Source organism: Legionella lytica (assembly GCF_023921225.1).
Taxonomy (GTDB): Bacteria; Pseudomonadota; Gammaproteobacteria; order Legionellales; family Legionellaceae; genus Legionella; species Legionella lytica.
This window is the reverse complement of record NZ_CP071527.1, coordinates 1,386,660-1,411,624: the sequence shown is the minus strand read 5'-3', so window position 1 is coordinate 1,411,624 and position 24,965 is coordinate 1,386,660. Positions and strand designations below refer to the sequence as shown.

Sequence of the window (24,965 nt, the reverse complement as noted above, 5' to 3'; positions counted from 1 at the left end):
TTTTATTTACTATCTGATTTGATTGCTGGTTGATTGGAACTGGGTTTTCTTCTAGTGTAACGATCCTCATATTACGCTGCACTAATAAGGCTAGGGCTCTTTAGATTTTCGCCTTGTCTGTTACTATCTAATTTGATTGCTGTTTTTGGAAAGCCGGGTTGTTCGCAACCAGGCTACGCCATTTTTAAGGGATTAATGTAGTTTTTCGCCATTGGGTACTTTGGGGTCGGTGGTTATTAGGCAAATGGCGCCGTTGGCGTCTGAGAAGCCTACTAGAAGAAATTGCGACACAAATCCTGCTATATTTTTCTCGCCTAAATTGACACAACCAACTACAGAGCGCCCTATCAGCATTTCAGGAGTATAATGTGCTGTAACTTGTGCAGAAGTCTGTAATATTCCAATATCATTGCCAAAATCAACCCATACTTTATAAGCTGGTTTTCTGGCACGGGGGAATTCTTCTACTTTAACAATCGTGCCGGAGCGTAGATCTACTTTTGCAAAATCATCATAAGTTATTATCATGTTACAAGTCTCTTTTTATGCAATCGATACGGACAAATCAGTCGAGTGAAGTTCGGGTACTAAGCTCTTTAGTAAAACGTATAACTCTTCGGTATGATATTCCGCGCAAGCCTGGTTCAATAGAGACATTGTTTGCGACAGTTCATCCCAATTCAACTCTCGATATTGAGCTTTAAAAAGCTTCTCATGCTCCGTTGACACGAGCTGCTCTGATTCATGAAATAGTTCTTCAAAAAGCTTTTCACCTGGACGTAGGCCTGTGTATTCAATTTGAATGTCTTTGCCTGGCTCTTTTCCTGCTAAGCGAATCATTTGTTCAGCCAGGTAACTAATTTTAACCGGCTCCCCCATATCCAAAACAAAAATCTCGCCACCGGAACCATTGACCATCGCTTGTAAAATTAACTGGCAAGCTTCAGGAATAGTCATAAAATAACGTTGCATATCCGGATGTGTTACCGTTATAGGACCACCGGCTTTTAATTGTTTTTGGAATAAAGGCACCACACTACCAGCCGAGCCCAAAACATTACCAAAACGTACTGTGATAAATTGAGTCTGTACTCGACGATTCATATTCTGACAATAAATTTCAGCGACACGCTTGGTTGTACCCATAAGATTGGTTGGATTAACTGCCTTATCCGAAGAAATCAAAATAAATTTTTCTACGCCACTGGCAACACTTGTTTTAGCAACAATTTGGGTACCCAGCACATTATTCAACACGGCAACACGAATTTGATCTTCCAGCAAAGGTACATGTTTATAAGCCGCCGCATGGAAAACAAGTTCTGGATTAAATTCTGCAAATACGTTTTTAATGGCCACTTCATCAGTAATACTCACCAAATAAAGCTTCAACGGAATGTTTGGGAATTTACCTTTTAATTCCTGCTCAATTTGATACAAATTAAATTCGCTATTTTCCACGATGGCGATGCTCGCAGGTTTAAGCGCCATAATTTGTCGGCAAAGCTCCGAACCAATGGAACCACCACCACCAGTCACCAATACCCTCTTCTCTGCAATGCCTGCGGTTACTTTATCCCACTCCAAATAAACTTCATCGCGTCCTAATAAATCCTCAATGTTCACTGGACGTAATGCATTAACTTCCACGATCCCTGAGGCTAAGGCGGTAATACTGGGTAAGGTTCTAAAAGGAACGTTACAGTTTTCACAATGCGTGACAATACGACGCATCGCTGCAGAGCGTGCCGAAGGGATCGCAATAAAAACTAAATCAATTGAATATTCTTTGACACGCTCAGCAAGCTGACTAATAGTGCCTATAACTGGAACACCATGCACTTCCAAACCACGTTTTCCAGCATTGTCATCAACAAAACCTACAGGCTGATAATTTTGACTGCGTTTTAAATCACGCGCCAAGCCCTCACCTGCCAAACCAGCACCTACGATTAGGACACGTTTAATATCAGTTAACCGATGACCTCTTGCCTTTTTATCCCAATACAGACGAATGACTAACCGACCAGCACAAAGGAGTGTAGTCAAAATCATAAAATACAGTGGCAAAATAGAGCGGGGCAAATGATGTACTATTGAACTGAGATAAAAAACGGGGATGACTAAAATGACTGTAATCATAGCGGCTTTTATTATCCGCATCACATCATTTAATGAGGAAAAGCGCCATAAACCTCGATAAGTTTTGAAATAAAAATAACACGCAGTCTGAATCCCTGTTAATAAAACCAGAGCCATATATGAATGAGTAGATGTTAACATTTTGGGGAATGGCTGCATGTTATAACGGAGCCAATAAGCTGCATACCACGCCACAGGAATTGCTAAAATATCAAAAGAGATGACAGGTAATTTGAATAAGAATTTTCTCATAAAGAATGTTAGTTTTTGCATCATAAGCTATAAAGCACTCAATCCATTTCGAGATAGAGATAGTACACTATGTTGTTAGCAAATTGTATGAAATTTAGATAAATTATTTCCGCCCACCGCAAAAATCTCTATTTATGATTTTGAGATTGAATGAGAAAATAATTCATAACGATAAGTAGAATTAGGCTCATCAGTACTAAACGATTGGCGTAGCGTATAATCACTCTGGTTTTTAAGAACCGATTTTAAACACAAATCGCTCGGGGTATAAATTACCCTTCCCTGCTCCACTAGCGAAGTTAAAATAATTACCTCGGGTTTTTTCTGCATCACTTCTCGACAAAACTGCTGATATCTTTGTTTCGTGGAATAATGCCCCATAGCCAAGTTGTTCAAACAATAGGAATCAATGAAATTCAAATCACTGTAATAAGGAATCATCCCACTATCCGCTAAAACAACATCCGTACCAGGCTTTGTATTTGCGTTTAACCAATGTACCACCTCTTCTCGTAATCGCTCTCCTTTTAGTGGGTTTTGAGAGAAATAGCGGTAATCCGATAAAGACATCTTTGGAATAAACATAAAAACCAATCCCAAAAATAAAACATATAAGGCTAATGAGCTATCCTGCACATATCGTGAAACAAGCCAACTAACACCTTGCAATGCCAGCGGAAGTAGCAAAGTAAATGCAGGTAAAAAAAGTCGATTATCAAAAGCTACAATCGGATCTGCATCGGTTAACATTAACAAATAAGCAAGGCTAGGTAGCCATAAAAAATAATGCCGTTTATCAGGCATTTTGACACAAGCCAGCAAAGCCAATAGCGCAAAAGGCCAAATCAATTTTAGGTAATTGAAATCTAGAGAAAGACTAAAGGCTTTTGTCACCCCTTTGCAATACACCGAATTAGGAAACAAATAGCCAAAATAGAAAAAACGCCAACTAAAATAGGGTATAAAAAGAAGAGCGAGAGTAAGGCTAAATAGAAAAATACCGCGCCAATAAAGTTTAGTTCCATCCTGAGGTCTATCCCAGCACAAAAGAATAAAGAACAAAGCCATTAAGGCTGGCGCTTCAGGACGTGTTAATCCGGCTAAAGTAAGAAATACTCCTGCCAAAATAAAGGCATAATTTTGAGGTTCACCTCGTATTTTTGGATAATGCTGATACCCCATCCCACGGAAACAAAAATAGACAGAAGCACAAATCAATGCTTGATAAACGGCTGTTTCTAAGCCACTTGCGGTCCAAATAATCTGGCCTTTATAAAATAGTAAAGCAAAACAGGGTAACAGTGCGCTCCGTTGCTCAAACCAAAAACGTGTTATTAAATAAAGGAAAAAACAAGTGAAAAGAAGTCCGAAAACACCAGCAGCTTTTAAAATAATAACAGGATCTGCCTTTAATAATAAAGCCAAGGCCGCGATGACGACAAAACTAAAATTCGAATAACCTTCTACAGGCGGTGCGTGCACATTCCATAATAATCTATTCCCTGCTGCCCAGTTTTTGGCATAGCGCAAAGAAATGTACATGTCATCAATAGTAAAAGGCCAAATTGCTTGAATCTGAAATACAAACAAATAGATCGCTAGTAACGCAAGGATACTGTCGTACCAGCGAAAACGATATTTCATTGAGTTAGAGCCATAAAGGTCAATACAACAAAACACCACAGATTTATACGTGATAATCGGTCATTTATAAACACAATTATCGGATCATCATTTTCAATATCCAAAGTGGCAAGCCAGCCAAAACGCCACAAAGCAATCGCGGCAAAAGGTACCGTTAACAAAAAGTAAAATGACTCATCTTTTGCATAAATGATATAAAGGATGTAGGTGCAAAACGTTGCAATCCCTGTAACAATAATCAAAATATGGAGCATCGTTGCATTGTATTTTTTTAACACCGACCGTGTTGAATGCTTTAATCCTAAACGCATCTCGAGACGGCGCTTATTTAAGGCAATAAAAAGACTGAGCAAAGTGGCTGCAATAACAAGCCAGGTTGAAATAGAAAGGCCTATACCAATAGTTCCCGCTAAAACACGTAACATAAATCCGGCAGCGATGCACAATACATCACAGATAGGAATAAGCTTAAATATAAAATTATAGGCAAGATTAATTACTAAATAAAAACAAAGGATCAATGCTAATTTTTTTGAAATCAACCAACCTAAAGCAAGCCCGGTAATCAGTAATAAAAACAGGGTAAAAATCGCCTCTGTCACTGAAACTTTTTCACTGGCTAAGGGCCGATGACGCTTATGAGGATGTAAGCTGTCTTCGGTACGATCTTCAATGTCATTATAAATATAAACTGCACTGGAAATTAAACAAAAAGCCAAAGAAGCTAAGAGCGCAGGCACAAAATATCCAGGGATGGGTGTATAACAAAACCCTAGCATTACAAAAACTGCTTTAGACCAATGGGATACACGAAGCAGCAAGAAGAAATGTTTAAGTCGTTCTGTGAAACTTACCTTTATCGTGTCATTCATCAATTCAATCACCTTTCTTTAGGCCAAACTCAATAAAACTAGTACTACCACAATGGGTCAGTAATACAAATGATACTAAAAGTATCATAATCTAGAAAAAAATCATCATTTCAAGAAGTTAATTACTAAATAAAAAGTAGTCTACACTATTTCAATAAAAAATAATCAAATAACATTGCATTTAGACAATCACAAAGTAAGATAAAATATACAACAGGATAAGCGCTGTTTGCATTTTGCAAACTTAAGTCGAAAAACCTAAGGACGGGAGAAATCATGCAATTCATTCTAGTAGCTGGAAGCATAGAAAAATTTAAGTATTTGCGTAAAGATTATGAAGAAAGACGGCAAATTAATTTAGATAAAGCCCCCTCATCATGGTTCACCTTTTTTGGTGCAACAGATGTTCAAACCAGAAATAGACAAATTTCATTTCTGGAAAAAACCTTCTCGGTTTTAGAGCATTTTCTTCATAAAGAAGAGCAATTTACAACCCAGCATGAATTTCAGGCAAATTTAATGGCCTCACGAATTATTATTGCCGCCTGCCTCTGTGTACAAGAAGAAATTAGAAACACGTACATACAGCATCAAATTGGCAAATGCGAGGAAAAATCTGCTCTTTATCAATTAATTAATGAATATTTAGGTGTTACCACAGAAAACTTCCTAGATGAGGAAGATAAACAAAGTTGCTATGAAACCGCTTACAAATTAATTAAGACACAAGATGCCCTAACCCATCTGAATCAAGAGCTGAAACAGTTAAAACAGACAGAGTTTACTGAATCAGAATGGAAATTATTTTCTGACTTCCTGGCTGGACAAGAAAAAAAGAGAACAACGCCCATACCACCACCAAGTTATCTTCCCATCGGCAACACATTTGCGCCAGTTTTTGGAGAAACATTCTATTATGTTGGTATGACTATTGGCTGGGTAGTTGCAGGGGCGGTGAGCAGTTCATCTGCCGCGATAACGCCCCGTCTTGAGGTTACCTCTTGGGTTAGTAGTGCCCTATTATTCATAGGTCCAACTAACATTGCCGGTGTTGCTTTGTTAGCACCTACAATTGCGTCCAGGCTCATCTCTACATTTTGTAATTTTAGCTTTTCAAGTGTGTCCGGAAAAGTTGGGCGATTTGTTGGTCAATACACAGGCCAAGTGGCCGGCTTACCTTTTGATATTGCTTATAATCTGCTTAAAGCCACGGGCTCATTATTAGTTAGCTATTCGTCTCAACCACCAAGTCTTGCTCCGTTAGACGGCATTTGTATTGCTAAGGGGGTCCTTGCTGTTCATGGTCATCCAATGCAATTTAATGTCGTTCCTCAAGAGTTTGTGCCTAATCCGAGATTGCAAATAACTGAAAAGGGTGAAATCACTGTTGATGGTAAACCAGTTGATGATCCAAGCCTTGATGACCAAATGTCGTTGGTTATCAAAGAGCTCAACGAGAAACTAAAACCCAAGACGAATAGCCTCACAATAGAAGAAGTTGATGAAATAGCTCCAGAAGGCTCGTCTTTGCTCACACTTTAAAATCGCTCTATCCTGGTTGCTTGCAATCAGGTTTCTTTCTTTATTGTATTCTTGATCATTGCAAGGAACGGAGTGACAAAACACGTTAGGGATTCGAAGCAAAAAACCTGAATTATTTCATTTCGTTTGCGATGATGGAGTTTTTTACTGACTTAAAGTGACTGGAATATTTGCAGGAGGAAAACCTGGCTGCAAGCAACCAGGTTTCGTTTTTTTAAGGACGGTCATCTAGTTCTTTACGCTGGCTTGGCATGAAATCTTTTCTATCTAATCCCATTGCTACAGCTAATGCTCCAGCTACATAAATAGATGAATATGTTCCAATGAGAATACCAATAATTAATGCCAACGAGAATCCATGAATTGCTTCCCCACCATAAACAAATAGAGCAACTACCACAAAAAGAGTCAATAATGAGGTCATAATTGTTCTAGACAAAGTTTGGTTAATCGATATGTTCATGATTTCTATCGGAGTACCACGGCGAATTTTAACAAAATTCTCACGAACCCGGTCAAATACTACGATGGTATCATTTAACGAATAACCAATAACCGCTAATAAACCGGCTAATGCTTTCAAATCGAACTCGATACCAAAAAAGGCAAAGATTCCTAAAATTAATACAGGGTCATGAACCAGAGCAACGGCAGAACTTACTGCCAGACGATATTCGAAACGCATGGCAATATAAATCATGGTTGCCAATAAAGAAACGATAACCGCCAAAGCACCTTTGGTTGCTAATTCCTGACCTACTTGAGGTCCAACAAAATCAACTCGTTGTTTCACAGCCCCAGGCAAAGCACTCATTACCTGATTAACCATATGAGTTTGATCAATATCTTCTCGCGGAGCAATACTAATTAGAACATCTCTAGAAGTACCGTAACTCACTACCTGAGCTTCTTTAAAGCCGGCATGGCTTAAGCTTTCTCTAATTTGAGTTAAATCTGCTGCCTGAGGATATGATATTTCAATCTGGGTTCCACCAGTAAAATCAAGCCCCCATTTTAAGCCATGAATTAACAAAGCACCTATTGAAACAACAAAAATTAATATAGAGAACAGCGCTGTCCAACGACGAGCGCCCATAAAGTCCACTTTTGAATTTGGATTAAAAAATTCCATCTGAGCCTCGCCTTAAATACCTATGGATAATTTTTTCACTGTACGACCACCATAATACCAGTTGACAATAGCACGAGTGAATGTAATACCTGTTAGCATGGAGGTTAATAGCCCTAACGAAAGGGTTACTGCAAATCCACGTACAGGGCCGGTACCTACTGCAAACAGAATGATGGCTACAATTAAGGTAGTCACGTTCGCATCGAGAATGGTTGAAAAAGCACGCTCATAACCTGCATAAATTGCTGCTTGAGGTGATAATCCATGACGCAACTCTTCGCGAATACGTTCGTAAATCAATACGTTAGCATCAACCGCCATACCTACGGTAAGTACTATCCCTGCGATCCCAGGGAGGGTTAAGGTTGCATCAATTATTGATAGCAAGGCGCCTAATAAAATCAGGTTAAGTACTAACGCTATGTTCGCGATCAATCCAAAGAATCGATAGTAGACTAACATCAGGACTAAAATTAATCCCATACCTACTGCTAAAGAAACCATACCACGATGAATATTTTCTTTCCCTAAAGTAGGACCTACAGTACGTTCTTCAATAGGATAAATTGCTGCTGGAAGTGCCCCTGCTCTTAATAATAACGCCAGGTTACTTGCTTCTTTCGAATCGGTTAATCCAGTGATCTGGAAATTATTACCTAAAGCATTTTGAATTACTGGTGCGCTGATTACACGCTCTTCTTTATGAGTTACGCGGGTCTCAGTACCATTAATTGTTTGCATGTCATTCTTGGTTTCTACGTAGACAATTGCCATACGTTTACCAATGTTTTCACGAGTTACTTTAGTGAATAAGCTTTCACCGCCACCGCCTAATTGAATCTGTACTGCTGGAGTAGCTGTTTGTTGATCAAAGCTGGATACCGCGGAAGTAATAGAATCCCCACTTAAAACAACCTGTCTTTTTAAAAGAATAGGATGTCCATCCATCATGTACAACTTATCGCTTACAGGCACAGAACCCGTTTGCTTGGCAATTTGCGGATCATTTTCCTGATCAACCAAATAGAATTGCAAGGTCGCAGTACCACCAAGGATTTGCTTCGCACGAGCAGCATCCTGAATTCCAGGTAAGTCAACCGCAACGCGAGTAGCACCTTGCTGCTGAACAACCGCCTCTCCCACCCCGAGTTCATTCACACGATTACGCAAAATACTCATAGTTTGTTCAATCGTATTTTGACGCATGGTGTTGAGTTCAGCTGGAGGAATAGAAGCAACCAATTCACCTTCTGCCTTACTTTTTACAAAAAGCACATCAGGCATTTTGTCTCTTAGCGCAGTAAGGGCTTTTTCCATGGATTCTTGATCACGGAAACGTAAGTTAACTCCTTTATCAGCTACATAACGAATACCAGAGTAACGTACGCCAATTTCACGTAAGGCTTGACCAATATTTTTCATGATGCCTTCATAACGACGGCTAATCACACTATCAACATCAACTTCTAATAGAAAGTGCACTCCACCACGTAAGTCCAAACCTTGTTTCATGGGTTCAGCACGAATAGCATGCAGCCAAGCTGGAGTTGATGACGCTAAATTTAAAGCAACCGTGTATTGATTGCCTAAAGCATTCTTAATGGCATCACGCGCTAATAGCTGAGAGTCAGTAGATGAAAAGACAACTTGTATGCCATCATCAGTCGCATTAATCGAACTAAATGCTAGCTTATCTTTTTGAAGAACTCCTTCAATCTGACCTTTTAGTACATCATAATCTACAGGTGTTTCAGCTGAAATTTGTACTACAGGATGTTCTGAATACAAATTAGGCAACGCGTAGATAAACCCGACGACTGCAATAATTATCAGCATCAGGTTTTTCCATAGAGGATATTTATTTTGCATATTTCCGTGTCCCTATGACTGGCTTAAAGCGATTTAATAGTGCCCTTTGGCAATACAGCTACAACAGCACCTTTTTGTAAATTGATTTCTAACCCTTCAGCAAGACTCACTTTAATGTATTGCTCATCCAGGTTTACTACGCGGGCCAACATACCGCCGGAAGTAACAATCTCATCCCCTTTCTTTAGGCGACTTATCAAATCACGATGTTCTTTGGCTCTTTTATTCTGTGGTCTAATCAACATGAAATAGAACAACACAAAGATAGCGGCGATCATAATGAGTGAAAAGGTTCCATCAGCTTGAGCAGATGGAGTTGTGCCTGCAGCGGCCATAGCATCGCTAATAAAAAAACTCATAATATCTCCTTAAAACTGCTATTAATTTAATCGCGTGACATCATATAGGGAATTGATTAGAAGGTAAATGAATCGATGCGGAATTCCCCTGCTAATTTTGCAGATTTTTAGTTTTATCTCAGCGCAATGAGTTCTAAAAGCCGTTTTGTTGCAATTTGTGGATCCGCAGCTTGCGTAATGGCGGAAATAAGAGCAATTCCACTCATCCCAGTAGCCGCAACATCAACTATTCGTTCATGGTTTATCCCGCCAATTGCGACTAAAGGATAGTTTAATGTGCGCCTCCAACGATGTAAGTTTTCAATACCTTGGGCAGCATAATCCAAAGCCTTACTTTGAGTTGGATAAACGGGGCCAATTGCAATGTAAGAAGGATTAATTGCATGTGCGCGGGCAACCTCATAATAGCAATAAGTGCTTACACCTAATAAAAGTCCCTTGGCTTGAATGGCCTCTAAATCTGCACTCTCCAAATCATCTTGGCCTAAATGAATTGCCTGTGCATCCAGCTTTAATGCCAGATCCCAATGATCATTGATAAATAATATTGCCTGATATTCCCTAGCTAAAGCAATGCTACGTTTCATCTCCTCTTCAAGACGATTAGTTCGCTCTTTAATACGTAACTGGATGGTTTTTACTCCCGTTTTTAATAAAGTCTCTACCCAATCAGCACTGTCAACAACAGGATAAAGTCCTAAATAAGGAGATGGTTTAAATGGCTTTGGGTTAGAATATATTGGTGCTGAGGTGACATACGGAAGATCTAGTTCTGCTTCAGGAAAACCTCCATAGTAAAGCCCAGCCTTAGCCAAACGTATCGCCTGATTGACGTACATCTTAGCAATAATCAAGGCATCCTCTATAGCATAACCAAGCACTAATGCTGAGGTAATCGCTGCGGAAAAAGTACTGCCAGCATCAGAATAATTAGCCTCTGTATAGCGACGTTGAGTAAGCCAAAATGAACGAGCACCGTTACTCCAATAATCATGAATCCATAATGGTTCATGTTGTTGCTCCGCTTTAATAAGCACGCTGTTCACTCCCAGTGCAATTAATTGCGCAGCTGCCTTTTCACACGCACTCTGTGAATTTATTGTATCATTTAAAATGAGCTCTGCTTCGTGAACATTGAGAATCCAAAGATCAATCTTAGGGGCAATCTCTTGAATACTATGTATGGGTAAAGGACAATCTACAACTAAAAAACCAGAATATTGCTGTAAAAAACGAGTGAGCAAAGCAGCTTCATCGGCCGATGTTGCCCCCCCTATTTTAATCGCATCAGGTTGTGTATTAATCTCAGTAAGAGCAAGGCCTAACCCTTCTATTGTTTGCGCATCAGCAATGCATCCTGTAGTAACCCCAACGGTTTTCATTATGCCTCCTAAGTCTAAAAACCATACAATACTATCAATCTGAAAAAAAAATTTACAATTATAATGAAAAATGATTAGGTAATGAATATAATGGCACCCGATTAAAAATAATTCATAAATATATAAGGAGAAAACATGTTCAGCCGACGTGAGCATCACCACCATCATCATCATGGCTAGCAAGGCCATTATCGTAGTCGTCAAGCAGACACAGGTGCCTTTCTAATGTTTGCGGGTCTTTTGCTTGGCTCACCATTTCTTTTCATACTTGGGTATTTTGAATATATGACGGCTCCAATGCTTGTCGCTGCAAGCACTACAACATTCTTAGGGCTATCAACTTTAAGCCTTAGTGGTCTAATCGTTTATGGTTCCATTGGTGTTGCCTATATGTTCTCTGGAGCAAGAGAATGTTACAACAGCGATCAGGGTCCATTAGATCTTTTAAAATCACGTATTACTAACAATGGCTTAGTTAGTACTATTGGTGCAATTCTTTGGTCACCATTCTTATTTGTTGGTGGAGTTGCTGGAGCAACAGCTAAGGCCGTAGCTAATACATTTAGTTCTAAACCTTCTACCAAAGGTACCGATTCTAGTTCGGATACAGCTTCTTTAGATGATGAAGAGTCAGATGAAGAAAGTGATTTATTAGCTTCAACTCACTCTAGTCAGCATGAGCATAGTTCAGATGAAGAGGAAACTTTTGAATCTCCTCAATCTCCTCTACCCCATTCTGATGAAGAAACGAAGAAAGACGCTCACAAGACACATTCAGGAGAATCAGTAGTACCAACTACGGACTTCCGTTTGCCACTAAGCAAAAGCCAAGAGATCCTCCCATCTTACAGCAAAATGTCATTAGGGCTCGATGTAAAACCATCTGAACCTCGAGATGATTCGCGTCTTGATAGTATGCCAGTGGTAGGTACTAATCCTTTACGTCAGTCTCAACACGATGCGACAGTGCAAGAACTGGAGCAACAACCAGAATCTCCTGGATTAAAATAGTAATTCCTCAATTTCTCAGCGTGGAAATTTTTTCTACGCTGAGCCTCTTCAAGATCTTAATGTGGACAACAAACGTCCGGGATGAAGTAGTAAGTCAATCGCATCGAAAATATTCGTTACCACAATATCAGCAGCTACCATAGCCTCTTTTGCAGCTCCTTCTGGTCCCAATATAATGATCCCTATCGCCGATTCTTCCACTATTTGCTGATCATTTCTGCCATTGCCTATAGAAATAGTGGTTTTCAGGTTTAACTTTTGTAAGTAATCCTGCTTCGCCAAACCCTGCTCTAATTGTGGTGTGATGAACACCGAACAAGGTATTCCTTTTAACTCATTTTTCGCTGTGCCTAAACTGTCACCCGTCACAACATGAATATTAATTTTTTCAGATAATGCTATAAGCTGCTCTGCGACACCTTTGATTAAAATACCATCAATAGCCAAGGTCCCGTTATAATCAAAGATAACGTCAGTAAGCGTTAAATCCTTAAAGCCTAAGATGTTCACGTTTATCATGAATAATCCTTTATTGTTTACACATCTATAAGCTTAATTGGTTTTTGCTAATTCGCCATCCAAAATACATTATGCTGGATTAAAAATCGCTGACAGAGTAAAGGAGTGTGCTCTATCAAATGATGAAAATAAGCCTTGGTAAATTGTTGATTACAAACAGGGCAAGTACAGGCCGAGTCAATTATCTCAAATTGCATCTCTGTAGCTTTGCTAGTTAAATCAATCTCACCCTCTTGGCTGTAAACCCTGCCATGAAAGGCTGCGTTTACTGGCTCATCCGTTTCAATGAACTCAACACCTTGGGCGCGCAGATGGTGTATTGATTCCGCATTAAAATTACCCATTACGTAACGCGGCAAATGTGCCCATTTTGTTAATAAAGACTCATTAGCCTCATTGAAATAGATACCATGTTCTTGAGTTGGCTGGTATTGATTCAACTCCTCCTCATTGAAAAAGGGCATAATAGATTCATTCAAAATCGTCCAAATTTGCGGGCAATCTTGAAGAATTTTTTTAGGAAGAATTACGGCGTTGGGATTTAAATGCTGAATGAGCTCCACTAACTCCACTGCCGTTACTTTGGTTTTAGAACCATCAAAAGGTGATTTAAGAAGATAAGCTCCTTCCCGATTTGCTTTTAGTGAACTGGCATTTAAGATAATCGCACCAGACCAACCTAAATATTTGGACAAAGAGGGGATATTTTTTAGCAATGCAATACCTGGTTTATAGAGTAAAAACTCTAAAGAGAACGATAAAGTATTTACTTTTGTTTCCTGCCAATTCTCAGCAGTTAAACATAAACCTGCCTCTGAAGTGCCAACTGGTATGTAATTTTGTGTTGCTGCCAACATTCACTATCTCCCTTTAGAGCAATAAACTGGTATCACCATAACTAAAAAATCGATAACCATTTGCAATTGCCTCTTGATAAAGGGCCATTGCTTCTTTATGACCGATAAATGCAGAAACTAACATTAATAAAGTAGATTCAGGTAAGTGAAAATTGGTCATTAAACCATCGCACACCTTAAACTCATATCCTGGATAAATGAAAATATCGGTATCTCTACTGCACGGAGCAAGTGTCCCATGTTGTGCCGCACTTTCTAAACTACGCAATGCCGTGGTGCCAACTGCAATCACACGATTGCCTGCAGCTTTAGTCGCCTCCACTGCCGCACAAAGTTCGGGAGTAATTGTAAAATGCTCGCTATGCATTTTATGTTCTTTAATATCATCACAACGCACAGGCCTAAAAGTGCCCGCCCCAACATGCAAGGTAACATAAGCGACCTGCACACCACGAGCCTGCAAACTACTTATGACTGCCTCATCAAAATGCAATCCTGCTGTAGGTGCTGCAACGGACCCCTCAAACTGGGCGTATATAGTTTGATAGCGATCCTCGTCTAAGACCTCATCGCTGCGCGTAATGTACGGGGGTAGAGGAATATGTCCTACTCCGTGTAATAACGCCAATACATCCATATTGGCTTTACAAACAAATAAATCATCATTTCGATCGATTACTTCAAGCTGACGTTCTTGGTCCAAATAAATTACAGCGCCAGGCTTTAGGGCTTTACTGGCTTTAATATGAGCAAGAAAGGTAAATTCACCAGTAATCCGTTCGACCAGTAACTCAACTTTACCGCCCGTCGCTTTCTGCCCATAAAGACGTGCCGGAATAACTTTGGAGTTATTCATTACTAAAAGATCACCAGGCTTAAGAAAATCAGCAATCGCTTTAAATTGGTGATGACCGTACTCACCACTTTGACGGCTATATGTTAATAGCCGAGAATCACTGCGATTAGCTAAGGGATATTGAGCAATAAGCTCTGGTGGTAAATCAAAGTAGAAGTCCTGCTTATTCATGGTGCAACCTGAAAATAAATTGGCGCCATTATACACTGAATGTAAGTTGAAGTGGAGTCCCAGACTTGTAGCCCGTATTAGACAAAGTCTTAATACGGGCCACGCTTTTCTTAGATGTTTACCAAAATTGCATCAAATTCTGGATCCTGCAGTTTGGCCATCGCTTTTTCCAGGGCTGGAATCTTTAAACTCAAGTTCCCTTCCTTATTAATCCACCGCAATTCAGAAAGCACTTCGCGAACATCGCTTCCTCCCTTAGTAAAGGCTTGCTGCAAAATCTCATCAAGTGTTGCACTTTGATATGAGAAGCTTGCTTTTTTATGCCCAAAAAAACCTGAGTGCGATTTTGCTAATTTATCTGCATAACGGGTACAAAAGGCTTTTTGTAATTGAGAAGAAGAAATATCCATGGGCTCGTTAACTCTCTTACTCTCTGGTTCGCTAAAGGCAAATTGTGGATTATATTTTTTATAAAATTCATTGCCTAATAATGCATGCACATCCGCGGTTGGGTGAATGTCATCCCAAAATGCATACCCTTTAGCTGGGGCTGTTTTATTAGGTAAAATCCTAAAATCTGGCGAAGTTGTAAAGGGCTGTTTTAACTTGGTAGGGTCTATGCCATATTCTTCCGGATTATTATAGGCCTTAACAAAAACGCTATTGATATCAAAAACATCAAAATAACAATGAGGGAACATGGTCTTAAGTTTTTCACAGGCTTTAACAAGTTCCTGATTGAAATAATCAACACATTGATGTGCATTATCACGGGCCTTTTCGCCTGAGCTACCTGTCTTATTTTGAAAACGGGGTGTTAATGAGAGATCCGGTAAGTTAAATAATACAAAGTTGCGATATCCCTTTTGCAAAAGGACTTCAACATTTTTGACGCGCTCTTTAATTGCCCTATCTACTTCCGCAATTGAAGGCTCCGCATTCACGGTGATTAAGTCATTCGCTCCAGACCACTCAATAATTAAAGTTTGTTCTTTTTGCTGTTCAGTTACCTGATGTTCTTCATCATAGGCTAAAAGCTTTTCACGCTTTTTCTCTAAAGTGGATAAAATGATACGGCTGAAAAAACGGGTAATACTGCTGCTTGGTTGCCAAGCATAGTTATAGGCGCTTAGACCTCCCTCATCATATGAACGAATAAAATCACGCCCTTCAAATGTTACATAAAGATCATTATCCAGATTGTAATCATAACGAAGGCTATCGATTACACCCTTTTCTTTGGCAATAATTGCATCAGAAAGATCATCATTGCTATAACCATACTTTTCTTTAAGATCTTTAATTAAAAAATCATTAGCAAAAAATGCACTAATTACATCTGCCCAAACGTAACCATTGGTAAACCGTCCCTTGGGAGATGTTCCTCTCAAACCAGCAAACCATGCCATAGGAATACAACCTAATATCTCCGCTTTGTCTGCTGTTCCCCGGTCGCTTAAACTGTCTCCCATCATTACGATATGCGAAATCTTTTTCTGCTTCATAATTGTCGTCCTTAATTATAGGGAATACGAGCTCACTGAATAAGGTGCAAAACGCTTATAGTGACCAACTGCATCCAGATTTGCGGCGAACCCAGGTTTTATAAAATGATCTAAAATGAATAACACTTGGATTTAATATGGTTTACGAATTATGAGTATGCAAGGAACTAGGCGGATATTTTTTTTATAAAGTGCTGTATTATTAAGATGTTATATGCAAAATAAGAACACAATGTTAAATATTTACTACATTGATTCCTTTCCTTTCAAAATACACTGAAGGTCTATTGATTTTTTTAAACGTATTGATAGCCTATGCCCCTTCCCAACTATGGAATTGGGAATCATGGAACTATCAGCATTTTATTTGCTGGTGGAGCAAACTAACACTTAATGGAAAAAAGGAACATATATGAAATTCTTCAAACACAGTCTCTTAATTGGTTTCATTGCATTTAACGTTCAGCTACATGACGGTGAGTACATGTATAAAAGTAATTGCCGAGTTTCCATCATCTAGGTCTTTTTGAACAATGTCTTGATAAACAGTTGGCTTTTTATGACGGAAAGCTAAATGGCTTGTATTAAGTTTTGGTGATAATAAGGGCCTTGAGCAATCAGAATTACTATGGATTAAATTTAAAGAAACTGATTGCCGTTATATGTCTCGCGCTGCACAAGATGCAGTGCGCGCACGTCTGGTTTTTAAAGCATGCGTTCTTGAAAAAACTAAAATTCGTATTAATGAATTAAAAAACTCGGTTTCATATGATGGATGGTTTAAGACCGTTTAATCGCAAGGACTTTTATATGATTGTAGATGGTACTGAGCATCGCAAAGCTCGATGATAGGGGTTGGAATCTCACCCATGTTGGTCTTCGCGATGCTCAGCGCCAACCTACTTTAGAAGTAACCTGGTTGCTTGCAACCAGACTACGTCTCGAACTAACGCGTTGGATTTAATTCGAAGAGGCCATCCTCTTGCTTTTGTTGTTCTTCGGTTTGACCTTTAATCAACACGAGAAATGGAATGAATGCTAAAGCGAAAGCAATAGAAAGCTGATAAAGCCCTATCCAGCCAATGGCCATTTGAATCGATGCAGCCACTGGGCCTGAAATAATACGGGGAATTGTTGATAAAGCTACCAATATAGAAAATTGTGTTCCCGTATATTGCTTATTCACTAATCGCATAAATAAAGCAACTAATGCAGTAGATCCCATGCCTGCAGCAAAATTATCAAAAAAGACCGCTACTGATAATAGCACTACGTTTTTACCAACCATCGCTAAAACTACAAACAAAACATTGGTCAAAGCTTGTAATAAACCAAAAACAAATAAAGAACGATACAAAGAGCAGCGGGTTAATATAAGGCCTGCAAGTAAGCCACCTAATAAAATGGAACCAACCCCTAACATCTTATTAATATAACCAATAGTATCTAAAGAAAACCCTAAGCCCTGAATCAAAAACGGCATAACAATACCACTAGTCGTTGTGGTAAACGCTTCACCCAACTTGTAACAAAAAACGAAACATAAAAGATAAATGATGCCGGGACGAGTTAGTAATTCTTTAACGGGGGCAATAAACGATTGTGTAAAAGGAATTTTCTCTTTCGGTGTAGTACTGGGCTCCTTACTGAATAATACAGCCAACATACCAATGCTCATCAATAATCCCATAAAGCGGTACGTGAAAGCCCACCCTAATTTTTGCGCCATAACCAAGGCCAAACCACCAGAAATTAATAAGGCTAGCCGATAACCAAACACCGCTAAAGATGCCCCTAAGGCATGTTCGGACACGGGCAAATATTCAGCTCTATGGGCATCAATTGCAACGTCTTGTGTTGCCGAAAAACACGCGAGAATAAACGCTAAAACAGCTAAAAGCTTTGGGTACTGCTCTGGAGTAAACCAAGCCATTAGATTAAATCCCACCAGCAAGAAACATTGCATGGTTAGGATCCAGCTTCTTCTTTTTCCTATGGAAAATAGAGAATACCGATCTAAAATCGGGCCCCAAAAAATGCGATATGCGTAGGGCAAACTAATTAAGCTTAATGTTCCAGTGACAAACACCGACATCCCATCGGATGCATACCAGGCTTGCAAAGTACTGCTGATTAATGCCATGGGCAAACCAGAAGAAAAACCTAGAATGAAAATGATCAACAGGCGCATGTTCATTATTCAAATCACTTGAAGCATAAATAAGAAGAGAGGGCTCACCCTGGGCAGAAAGTCCAGGGTAGACAAGGATATTAAGCTTCTGCTTTTTTAACAGAGATCAAATGAATTTTGAAAATCAAAGTCTCATTAGGACCAATAGGACCACCAACACTACGTGGACCGTAAGCTAGATCAGCAGGAACAAAAACTTCCCAAGTAGAACCAGCAGGCATTAATTGTAATGCTTCAGTCCAGCCTGGAATAACTTGTGATACTTGGAATGTAGCTGGTTTACCAGTCTTTTGAGTGCTATCAAATACAGTACCGTCGATCAAAGTACCAGTGTAATCAACAGTTACAGTATCTGCTTTTCCTGGCTTAGCACCAGTACCGGCTTCAAGAATTTTATATTGCAAGCCGCTTGGTAATACTACTACACCAGTTTTTGCTTTATTAGAACTTAAAAACGCTTCGCCTTTAGATTTGTTTTCTTCAGCTTTTTTATTAAATTCTGCGCTACGCTTAGCCATTAAATCTTTTTGAAATTTGTTTAAAACATCTTTCATTTGTTGTTCAGTTAAAATCAATTGAGCGCCAGACATTCCATCTTGCATTCCTTTGGCTAATGCTTCAGTATTGATATCGATGCCTTGACCTTTAAAATTTTTCCCTAAATCTGCACCAATACTGTAAGACAATTTGTCTTTGTCTGTAACTAATGCATCAGCAGCCATTGCAGTAGACATTGCAAGCCCTAAAACGGCTGCAGTGACCAATCTCATCTTCATAAAGAATCCCCTTGTAGTCTTTTGCTTATAGTACATATCTTTTCCACTAATTGAAAAGATATAAAACCTTGAAAAAATCCTCGTTTATTCTGCCTAAAAACACATTAAATTACCAGTAATATATAATTTAATTAGAAATAGACAAAGAGATAAGATCCTTCTACACTTGCCTCTAATTAAAACAAGAGTAGAAAACTCATGAACATTAGTGTATTTGATTTATTTTCTATTGGCATTGGCCCCTCAAGTTCGCATACGGTAGGTCCTATGCTTGCTGCGAATGCGTTTTTAGCTTTACTGGAAGAAAAGGAATTAATCAATACTATTCAAAGAGTTAAAATCGAGCTCTATGGCTCGCTTGCCTTAACTGGAAAAGGACATGGCACCGATAAAGCCATTTTAAATGGTTTAGAAAATAAAGCTCCAGAAACCGTAGTACCTGAGTCCATGGTGCCACGTATGCATGAAATTCTTAGCACTCATACACTGAATCTGGCAGACAAGAAAAAAATTCCATTTAATGAGCAAACTGATTTTCTATTTCTGCAAAAAGAACTTTTACCCCTGCATACCAATGGTTTACGTTTTTCTGCTTTTGATGCTCAAAATAATTTATCAATTGCTCAAGTTTATTATTCAATTGGTGGCGGGTTTATTACTACTGAGGAAGATTTTCATAAAGCAACAGAAGATGCAAATCCACCTCCCTACCCTTTTTCTACGGCCACTGAATTATTAAACTTATGTAATGACAATAAGTTAAGCATTGCTGAACTCATGCTCCAAAATGAACTAACTTGGCGTAGTACTGACGAAATTCACCGAGGAATTTTAGCTATTGCCAAGGTAATGGATGAGTGTATTGCAAATGGGTGTCAGCATGATGGCATTCTACCCGGTGGCCTCAACTTAAAAAGACGCGCTCCAGGGCTTTATAAAAAATTAATGGAGCAACAAGGAGTTAAGAGTGTATTCGAAAATTCGGATATCATGAACCAGCTTAATTTATATGCAATGGCAGTTAATGAAGAAAATGCCGCCGGTGGACGTATTGTTACCGCCCCAACTAATGGTGCGGCCGGCATTATTCCTGCTGTATTAAAGTATTGCCAACAAGCACATGATCGCATGAGTAATGAAGATGTCTATACTTATTTCCTTACCGCAGCAGCCATTGGCATATTGTATAAGAAAGGCGCTTCAATTTCGGGTGCAGAAGTTGGTTGCCAGGGTGAAGTAGGAGTTGCCTCTTCGATGGCAGCTGCAGGACTTACTGCTGTGCTAGGTGGAACCGTAGCTCAAGTTGAAAATGCGGCGGAAATTGCCATGGAACATCATTTGGGCATGACCTGTGATCCAGTTTTAGGACTAGTGCAAATACCTTGTATTGAGCGTAATGCTATGGGTTCAGTAAAAGCGGTTAATGCCACACGTATGGCTTTGATTGGAGATGGGCAACATCATATCTCTCTAGATAAAGTAATAAAAACGATGAAGCAAACTGGAATGGATATGCAAAGCATCTATAAAGAAACATCTATGGGTGGTTTGGCTGTTAATTTACCGGAATGTTGAGGTCAAAGCCGACTGCGGCGCTACTTGATTTTTACCGACCTGATTGCTAGCAGTATCTTATACATATTTCTGCGGACACTCCACCGTCAAGAATTATATTTATAGGTTGTATGTTGGCCCTCATGGCCCAACATACAAGTGGACGAAATATCAACGTGTAAAGCCTCACTACAGTAGTTGCGAACACTCGAGCTACAGTGCATCTATCCCCTGCATTTGAGCAATGAATATGGGTGCCTCCACTGCGTCAGAACCTAAGTGCCTGATGTTTTCTGCATTTTGTAAAATAGCACCATACACCTTTTGCAAACGACACAAATGCCAGCTAGGGAAAAATCCTATTCGTAAATGAGAGTTCGTCGTTGCCACCATTTCACTTTTTAAACACTCGTATAAAGCCTGGAAACGTTCTCCTTTAGATCCTTCTTGCTGATTTAATTGTGCAATCTGCTGTTGGAGACGTGTAATTGACTCTTTGCGATCCTGATGATGTGTTCCCTGCTCTAAATAGCTAGCACTTTCTTTTTCAATCTGATTTTTTAAAAGCGTGTATTTCATGGCATCTAAGCTTAATGAGCTATCAGTCCAATCCTTTTTGCCAATAACTGATACCAACTTTTCAAACTCATGCAAAATGGGTGTAAATGGAGCATGTGAACGTGAAGAACAATACAATCCAAGACAGTTAAACTCACGCGACTGTCCTAAATAATTCTGCTCTGTTTTAATAAGCTGCACTAATGAAGCATAGCGCTGCCCACTATCATCACTGCTAATTTGGTCTATTTTTTGCAAAAATTGAGTTAAAGCCTCATTATCTCTTGTTACAAATGATTTGGCTTCTTGCTCAATGCGTTCTTTTAATAGCAAATAATGGAACGTATCAATAGCACTTTCCTCAATTTTCTTTTTAACTTCAGCGATTTTTTGCTCAAAACCTGTTTTTTGTTGTCTTAACTTTAAAATACACTTGGCTGTACTTTGAGTAATGTACTCCGCTGTATCATAGTCTGGAGGAATTTTTTTATTCAGTATAGTAAAAACATTATCCAGTGTTTTCTGCTGCTTTAAAAAATCACTCCATTTTTTTTCCCAAGAAAAACTCGTGCTATTTCTCTCTTGAGAACACTGCTCTAATCGTTTGCCAGCCTCCTTGTATTGCTGTAAAAGAATACAGATCTCCTGTTGAAGCAGCTCATTTAATTTTCCAGATCCTTGTTGTTTAAAAAGCACTAATTTGGTTCGGTGGGCTTCAAGATTTCGTCGCATACTCTCTATAGACTCGTAGTTAGTAGCTCCAAATGTTTGATTTTTTAATTCACTCTCCACAATGATTTTGGCAATACCATTTAATTGCCGCAACCACTCTAATTTACCGCCAATATGCTTATTTAATGAGCTCTGCTCACTGATTAGATGAAGTGCATCTGTATCCTTAGTCCGCGCCATCTCATTTAGAACTAAGCATTCATTAAGATGAATAAGGTCACGAATATTTATTCGTACCCATGCTTTATAATAATCAATTTGCTCCTTGACTTGTCTCATAGCACTGCCAAGCTCTTCCCACTGTTGAGCTGCATTATTCGCTATAGAGATGCCTTTAAATCGCTTAAGTTGTAGCTCTTTAATTTGGGTAATGAGCCCATTAATCTTTTCTGCCTTCGTAGCGAATTCGATTAGCGGACCGATGCGTACCGATATATTTTCATGGTTCGCTAACAACTCATTTGCCGCAATAAGCAAAGGGACCACTTTTACACAAATATCTTCCCAAAATTTTCCAATCACTGTATGTAATTTTTCTTGGGCTTTATATTGTTTGCTGTCTCCCACATATCCACCCAGATGCACTGCGATCGTTTCTTCTGTAATATATGGTGGTTCTATCTTCACGATAGGCAGCATTTCGTTGAGCTCAGTGTCAAACTCATTGATTGCTTCATATAAACTTGTAAAAATGCCCTCCTGTGTTATCTCTGAATTGCTAACCTGATGTAATAAGTTTTCTAATGACTTCAATCTATTCTTATAATTAAAACCAATAAAACGCTGATAATAGAGAAGCAGATTTTGCGCATCATTAAAGGACTTTAATAAAGGGTGAGTCGCTACCTCTTCAAAAGATACATCACAAAGTTCTTGTAATCTTTTATTACATCCATCGTATGCGGCCTGTATTTTATCTTTATTCAATAAGTCAAAATCAGACAATCCAAGCAAAAATAAGGCTTTCTTTATCGGCTGGTTCGCAAATTCTGTCTGTATTAACTGTTGCCGCTCCGACTCGAAAGTAGCAGCCATATTTTTCCCACTAACTTCCCAAGCCCAAATAATTACTCGGGTTGAGTTAAATTTTTTATCTACTGCAGGAGGGGTTAAAAATCTATTACAATGTTCAAATGACAGAGGATCAGCTAATAAACCCTTTTCATTAAATAACAGTGTTAATTGCTCATAAGCTGCTTTTTTTATTGATACATCATCAGCGTATACAGCGACTAAGGCCAAGCAAATGCCCACTTTATAGGCTAACTTTTTATCTACGTTACTATTCGCTTCAGCCAGTAAGACCTGAGCATGTTTCAATAAGGCATCGGTATCAAAATGGGTAATTACTTCTTGAGCGTTTAAGGTAATAAAGCGGCTAATATTTTTATAATCGTCTTCCAAGCCCCCATTTAATGTCCCACTGAAATAAATGATGTAAGCAAAATACCTGTTATAACAATTACTTTTTAAACTGGCGTTGAGGTCTGGAAAGTCTTCAGGTTTTGCCCAGGGATTTTCTGCTTGTAACAAAATTGCTGTAATCAATGAATCATTCATTTTATTAAGCCTCAGAGATTATAAATACCAGGTCCATTGACATTCGAGCTCTTGAGTAAACTGCGGATTGGCTCGGCCCGTTACAGCGCTACGGCCTCACCTACTCTAAGCGTAATAAAAAATATATCACTCAGATGTATAAGGGTCAATCATAATGGTCATCTTCAGTCTGCTGTATTTTTAAAGACCAAGCAAGAGAGGCATTATGATTAAAAAAGACATCACTGATGGCATAATTAACTATAGCGGCGAGCTCATCATTGATATAAAGTAAAGGAATACGCCCACGTTGCCACGGCGGTATTTGCCACTCCTGAAATAGTTTTTTTAATTGCTTGGTTTGGCCATGTAAAAAGAATGTTTCCCCTCCTTGTCGAAAACGAATTGCTATTTTAGCTTTCGGAGGTACCACTAAGCCTTGTTTGGCTGGCTCTGCGCTCACACAAAGCCCCCCTACTCCTAACATTAATGGAGAGGGAAACCCCACCCACTCGCTGTAATTTGGCAAAATTCTTGTATTTTTTTTATCAAGATAGAGATGCTGCTGATAACGGCGCACCACCACCTCATCCCAAGTAACTTGCGGTACCGCATCAATTCGCGCAAAAATAAGCTCATCAATCATTCGATGCAATAAAACAGTCGAGGGTGCTTGTATTTGTCTTTTCTTTAGCCATGTTCTGAGAACATTAGCAATACGTGCAAAATCTAATTGGATAAGTGGTGTGATGCATAAGGAGTTACTTGCAACAGAAAGTTCAGGGCAATCCTGTAAGGCCAATGCATCTAAGTTACTTTTAGCCTGCTGACAATGCAAAGCGGTGCGTGCAATAGTGCCCACAGCTCCCGGCCATTTTTCTGCGAGTACGGGCAGAATTTGTTGGCGTAAATAATTACGCGAATAACTAATGTCCTGATTGCTTTCATCGTCAATCCAAGACAATTGTTGCGACCTGGCATACTGCTCCAATTGAGCTCGGGAAGTATTTAAGCAGGGTCTGGCTATTGCTCCACGTCCCAAAGTGCCTAATTCAGTCATTGCAGCCAAACCGTCAACTCCTGCACCACGGAGTAATTGCAAAAGCACTGTTTCCGCTTGATCATCTTGATGATGGCCTAAAACCAAGCAATCCTTTTCTGTTAATAACGCAGAAAATACCGCATATCGAGCTACTCGTGCTCCTTCCTCAATATTTGCGCTACGATCAAATTGAACTGCCTCAGTAACAAAATTAATACCTAAATAGCGACAGAATTGTTCACAGTGCTGTTGCCAAGATATGGCATTAGGGCTTATTCCATGATTAATGTGTACCGCAAGTAATTTCGCGTGTAGAAAAGAATGTGTAGCAAGTGCGTGTAACAGTACAGTTGAATCAAGCCCGCCACTGAAGCCTATAACTAATTTGTCAAATTGCTCAAGACGAACAAGCCAATCAGCATTTAATAATTGAGTTAGGGGACGATTCATTGAACTACCG

20 protein-coding genes are annotated in these 24,965 nt (G+C 39.2%); 4 read left to right on the top strand and 16 right to left on the bottom strand.

The annotated features are described in order from the left end of the window. Window positions 1-192: 192 nt before the first annotated feature. From J2N86_RS06310 to J2N86_RS06295, 4 genes are all read right to left on the bottom strand, one after another. The gene (locus tag J2N86_RS06310) at window positions 193-528 is read right to left on the bottom strand and encodes a tRNA-binding protein (protein WP_252581902.1); all 336 of its coding nucleotides are present in this window, start codon (window positions 526-528) and stop codon (window positions 193-195) included. A gap of 15 nt (window positions 529-543) precedes the next feature. Further along, entirely contained in the window at window positions 544-2,415 is a 1,872-nt protein-coding gene (locus J2N86_RS06305) for a polysaccharide biosynthesis protein (protein WP_252582385.1), read from the bottom strand. A gap of 111 nt (window positions 2,416-2,526) precedes the next feature. Continuing rightward, on the bottom strand, window positions 2,527-4,038 hold the full coding sequence (locus J2N86_RS06300; protein ID WP_252581901.1) for a protein LphB: 1,512 nt from the start codon (window positions 4,036-4,038) through the stop codon (window positions 2,527-2,529). Next, entirely contained in the window at window positions 4,035-4,922 is an 888-nt protein-coding gene (locus J2N86_RS06295; protein WP_252581899.1) for a decaprenyl-phosphate phosphoribosyltransferase, read from the bottom strand. The genes J2N86_RS06300 and J2N86_RS06295 overlap by 4 nt, the downstream gene beginning before the upstream one ends. 264 nt (window positions 4,923-5,186) lie before the next feature. Between J2N86_RS06295 and J2N86_RS06290 the strand changes: the two genes are divergently transcribed. After that, complete coding sequence (locus tag J2N86_RS06290; protein ID WP_252581896.1) at window positions 5,187-6,452, top strand: hypothetical protein; 1,266 nt, start codon at window positions 5,187-5,189, stop codon at window positions 6,450-6,452. A 214-nt stretch (window positions 6,453-6,666) separates the two neighbouring features. On the opposite strand, the gene secF is transcribed toward J2N86_RS06290, so the two are convergent. The 4 genes from secF to thiE form a co-directional block, all read right to left on the bottom strand. Beyond that, a complete protein-coding gene (gene secF / locus J2N86_RS06285) occupies window positions 6,667-7,584 on the bottom strand; it encodes a protein translocase subunit SecF (RefSeq protein WP_252581893.1) in 918 nt (305 codons plus the stop codon). A 12-nt stretch (window positions 7,585-7,596) separates the two neighbouring features. Beyond that, window positions 7,597-9,453 carry a protein translocase subunit SecD gene (gene secD / locus J2N86_RS06280; protein ID WP_252581890.1) on the bottom strand — a complete coding sequence of 619 codons (1,857 nt, stop codon included), beginning with the start codon at window positions 9,451-9,453 and terminating at the stop codon, window positions 7,597-7,599. Between the two features lie 23 nt (window positions 9,454-9,476). Then, window positions 9,477-9,812 carry a preprotein translocase subunit YajC gene (gene yajC, locus J2N86_RS06275; RefSeq protein ID WP_252581886.1) on the bottom strand — a complete coding sequence of 112 codons (336 nt, stop codon included), beginning with the start codon at window positions 9,810-9,812 and terminating at the stop codon, window positions 9,477-9,479. Between the two features lie 113 nt (window positions 9,813-9,925). After that, a complete protein-coding gene (gene thiE, locus J2N86_RS06270) occupies window positions 9,926-11,194 on the bottom strand; it encodes a thiamine phosphate synthase (protein ID WP_252581883.1) in 1,269 nt (422 codons plus the stop codon). Window positions 11,195-11,419: 225 nt separating this feature from the next. Between thiE and J2N86_RS06265 the strand changes: the two genes are divergently transcribed. Next, window positions 11,420-12,205 (top strand): hypothetical protein, encoded by a 786-nt coding sequence (locus J2N86_RS06265; RefSeq protein WP_252581880.1) that lies wholly within the window; start codon window positions 11,420-11,422, stop codon window positions 12,203-12,205. A 48-nt stretch (window positions 12,206-12,253) separates the two neighbouring features. Here J2N86_RS06265 and J2N86_RS06260 read toward each other — a convergent pair whose 3' ends face one another. The 4 genes from J2N86_RS06260 to J2N86_RS06245 all read right to left on the bottom strand — a co-directional run bounded on the left by J2N86_RS06260 (window position 12,254) and on the right by J2N86_RS06245 (window position 16,113). Then, entirely contained in the window at window positions 12,254-12,724 is a 471-nt protein-coding gene (locus J2N86_RS06260; protein WP_252581878.1) for an HAD family hydrolase, read from the bottom strand. A gap of 47 nt (window positions 12,725-12,771) precedes the next feature. Continuing rightward, window positions 12,772-13,581 (bottom strand): tRNA-guanine transglycosylase, encoded by an 810-nt coding sequence (locus tag J2N86_RS06255; protein WP_252581875.1) that lies wholly within the window; start codon window positions 13,579-13,581, stop codon window positions 12,772-12,774. Between the two features lie 13 nt (window positions 13,582-13,594). Then, window positions 13,595-14,608 carry a tRNA preQ1(34) S-adenosylmethionine ribosyltransferase-isomerase QueA gene (gene queA / locus J2N86_RS06250; protein ID WP_252581872.1) on the bottom strand — a complete coding sequence of 338 codons (1,014 nt, stop codon included), beginning with the start codon at window positions 14,606-14,608 and terminating at the stop codon, window positions 13,595-13,597. A 110-nt stretch (window positions 14,609-14,718) separates the two neighbouring features. Continuing rightward, on the bottom strand, window positions 14,719-16,113 hold the full coding sequence (locus J2N86_RS06245; RefSeq protein WP_252581869.1) for an SGNH/GDSL hydrolase family protein: 1,395 nt from the start codon (window positions 16,111-16,113) through the stop codon (window positions 14,719-14,721). Window positions 16,114-16,745: 632 nt separating this feature from the next. Between J2N86_RS06245 and J2N86_RS16220 the strand changes: the two genes are divergently transcribed. Continuing rightward, window positions 16,746-16,907 (top strand): hypothetical protein, encoded by a 162-nt coding sequence (locus J2N86_RS16220; protein WP_407658985.1) that lies wholly within the window; start codon window positions 16,746-16,748, stop codon window positions 16,905-16,907. A gap of 152 nt (window positions 16,908-17,059) precedes the next feature. Here the strand turns inward: J2N86_RS16220 and J2N86_RS06240 are convergent, their stop codons facing one another. Together J2N86_RS06240 and J2N86_RS06235 are read right to left on the bottom strand one after the other, a co-directional pair. Beyond that, the gene (locus J2N86_RS06240; RefSeq protein WP_252581867.1) at window positions 17,060-18,310 is read right to left on the bottom strand and encodes an AmpG family muropeptide MFS transporter; all 1,251 of its coding nucleotides are present in this window, start codon (window positions 18,308-18,310) and stop codon (window positions 17,060-17,062) included. Between the two features lie 74 nt (window positions 18,311-18,384). Beyond that, window positions 18,385-19,080 (bottom strand): FKBP-type peptidyl-prolyl cis-trans isomerase N-terminal domain-containing protein, encoded by a 696-nt coding sequence (locus tag J2N86_RS06235; RefSeq protein ID WP_252582383.1) that lies wholly within the window; start codon window positions 19,078-19,080, stop codon window positions 18,385-18,387. A gap of 198 nt (window positions 19,081-19,278) precedes the next feature. On the opposite strand from J2N86_RS06235, the gene J2N86_RS06230 reads away from it, so the two are divergent. Then, window positions 19,279-20,655, top strand: coding sequence for an L-serine ammonia-lyase (locus J2N86_RS06230; RefSeq protein WP_252581864.1), 1,377 nt, complete (start codon window positions 19,279-19,281; stop codon window positions 20,653-20,655). Between the two features lie 192 nt (window positions 20,656-20,847). Here J2N86_RS06230 and J2N86_RS06225 read toward each other — a convergent pair whose 3' ends face one another. Further along, window positions 20,848-23,484, bottom strand: a complete 2,637-nt coding sequence (locus tag J2N86_RS06225; protein ID WP_252581862.1) for a hypothetical protein — start codon at window positions 23,482-23,484, stop codon at window positions 20,848-20,850. A gap of 145 nt (window positions 23,485-23,629) precedes the next feature. Then, window positions 23,630-24,955 carry a tRNA lysidine(34) synthetase TilS gene (tilS, locus tag J2N86_RS06220; protein WP_252581860.1) on the bottom strand — a complete coding sequence of 442 codons (1,326 nt, stop codon included), beginning with the start codon at window positions 24,953-24,955 and terminating at the stop codon, window positions 23,630-23,632. Window positions 24,956-24,965: the final 10 nt, after the last annotated feature.

Excerpts from the sequence above, each read along its gene's own strand:
- J2N86_RS06240 (WP_252581867.1), bottom strand. The coding sequence starts at position 18,310 with ATGAACATGCGCCTGTTGATCATTTTCATTCTAGGTTTTTCTTCTGGT.
- J2N86_RS06225 (WP_252581862.1), bottom strand. The coding sequence starts at position 23,484 with ATGAATGATTCATTGATTACAGCAATTTTGTTACAAGCAGAAAATCCC.
- J2N86_RS06230 (WP_252581864.1), top strand. The coding sequence starts at position 19,279 with ATGAACATTAGTGTATTTGATTTATTTTCTATTGGCATTGGCCCCTCA.
- yajC (WP_252581886.1), bottom strand. The coding sequence starts at position 9,812 with ATGAGTTTTTTTATTAGCGATGCTATGGCCGCTGCAGGCACAACTCCA.
- J2N86_RS06260 (WP_252581878.1), bottom strand. The coding sequence starts at position 12,724 with ATGATAAACGTGAACATCTTAGGCTTTAAGGATTTAACGCTTACTGAC.
- tilS (WP_252581860.1), bottom strand. The coding sequence starts at position 24,955 with ATGAATCGTCCCCTAACTCAATTATTAAATGCTGATTGGCTTGTTCGT.
- secF (WP_252581893.1), bottom strand. The coding sequence starts at position 7,584 with ATGGAATTTTTTAATCCAAATTCAAAAGTGGACTTTATGGGCGCTCGT.
- J2N86_RS06310 (WP_252581902.1), bottom strand. The coding sequence starts at position 528 with ATGATAATAACTTATGATGATTTTGCAAAAGTAGATCTACGCTCCGGC.
- J2N86_RS06245 (WP_252581869.1), bottom strand. The coding sequence starts at position 16,113 with ATGAAGCAGAAAAAGATTTCGCATATCGTAATGATGGGAGACAGTTTA.
- J2N86_RS06305 (WP_252582385.1), bottom strand. The coding sequence starts at position 2,415 with ATGCAAAAACTAACATTCTTTATGAGAAAATTCTTATTCAAATTACCT.
- queA (WP_252581872.1), bottom strand. The coding sequence starts at position 14,608 with ATGAATAAGCAGGACTTCTACTTTGATTTACCACCAGAGCTTATTGCT.
- thiE (WP_252581883.1), bottom strand. The coding sequence starts at position 11,194 with ATGAAAACCGTTGGGGTTACTACAGGATGCATTGCTGATGCGCAAACA.
- J2N86_RS06265 (WP_252581880.1), top strand. The coding sequence starts at position 11,420 with ATGTTTGCGGGTCTTTTGCTTGGCTCACCATTTCTTTTCATACTTGGG.
- J2N86_RS06290 (WP_252581896.1), top strand. The coding sequence starts at position 5,187 with ATGCAATTCATTCTAGTAGCTGGAAGCATAGAAAAATTTAAGTATTTG.
- secD (WP_252581890.1), bottom strand. The coding sequence starts at position 9,453 with ATGCAAAATAAATATCCTCTATGGAAAAACCTGATGCTGATAATTATT.
- J2N86_RS06300 (WP_252581901.1), bottom strand. The coding sequence starts at position 4,038 with ATGAAATATCGTTTTCGCTGGTACGACAGTATCCTTGCGTTACTAGCG.
- J2N86_RS06235 (WP_252582383.1), bottom strand. The coding sequence starts at position 19,080 with ATGAAGATGAGATTGGTCACTGCAGCCGTTTTAGGGCTTGCAATGTCT.
- J2N86_RS06255 (WP_252581875.1), bottom strand. The coding sequence starts at position 13,581 with ATGTTGGCAGCAACACAAAATTACATACCAGTTGGCACTTCAGAGGCA.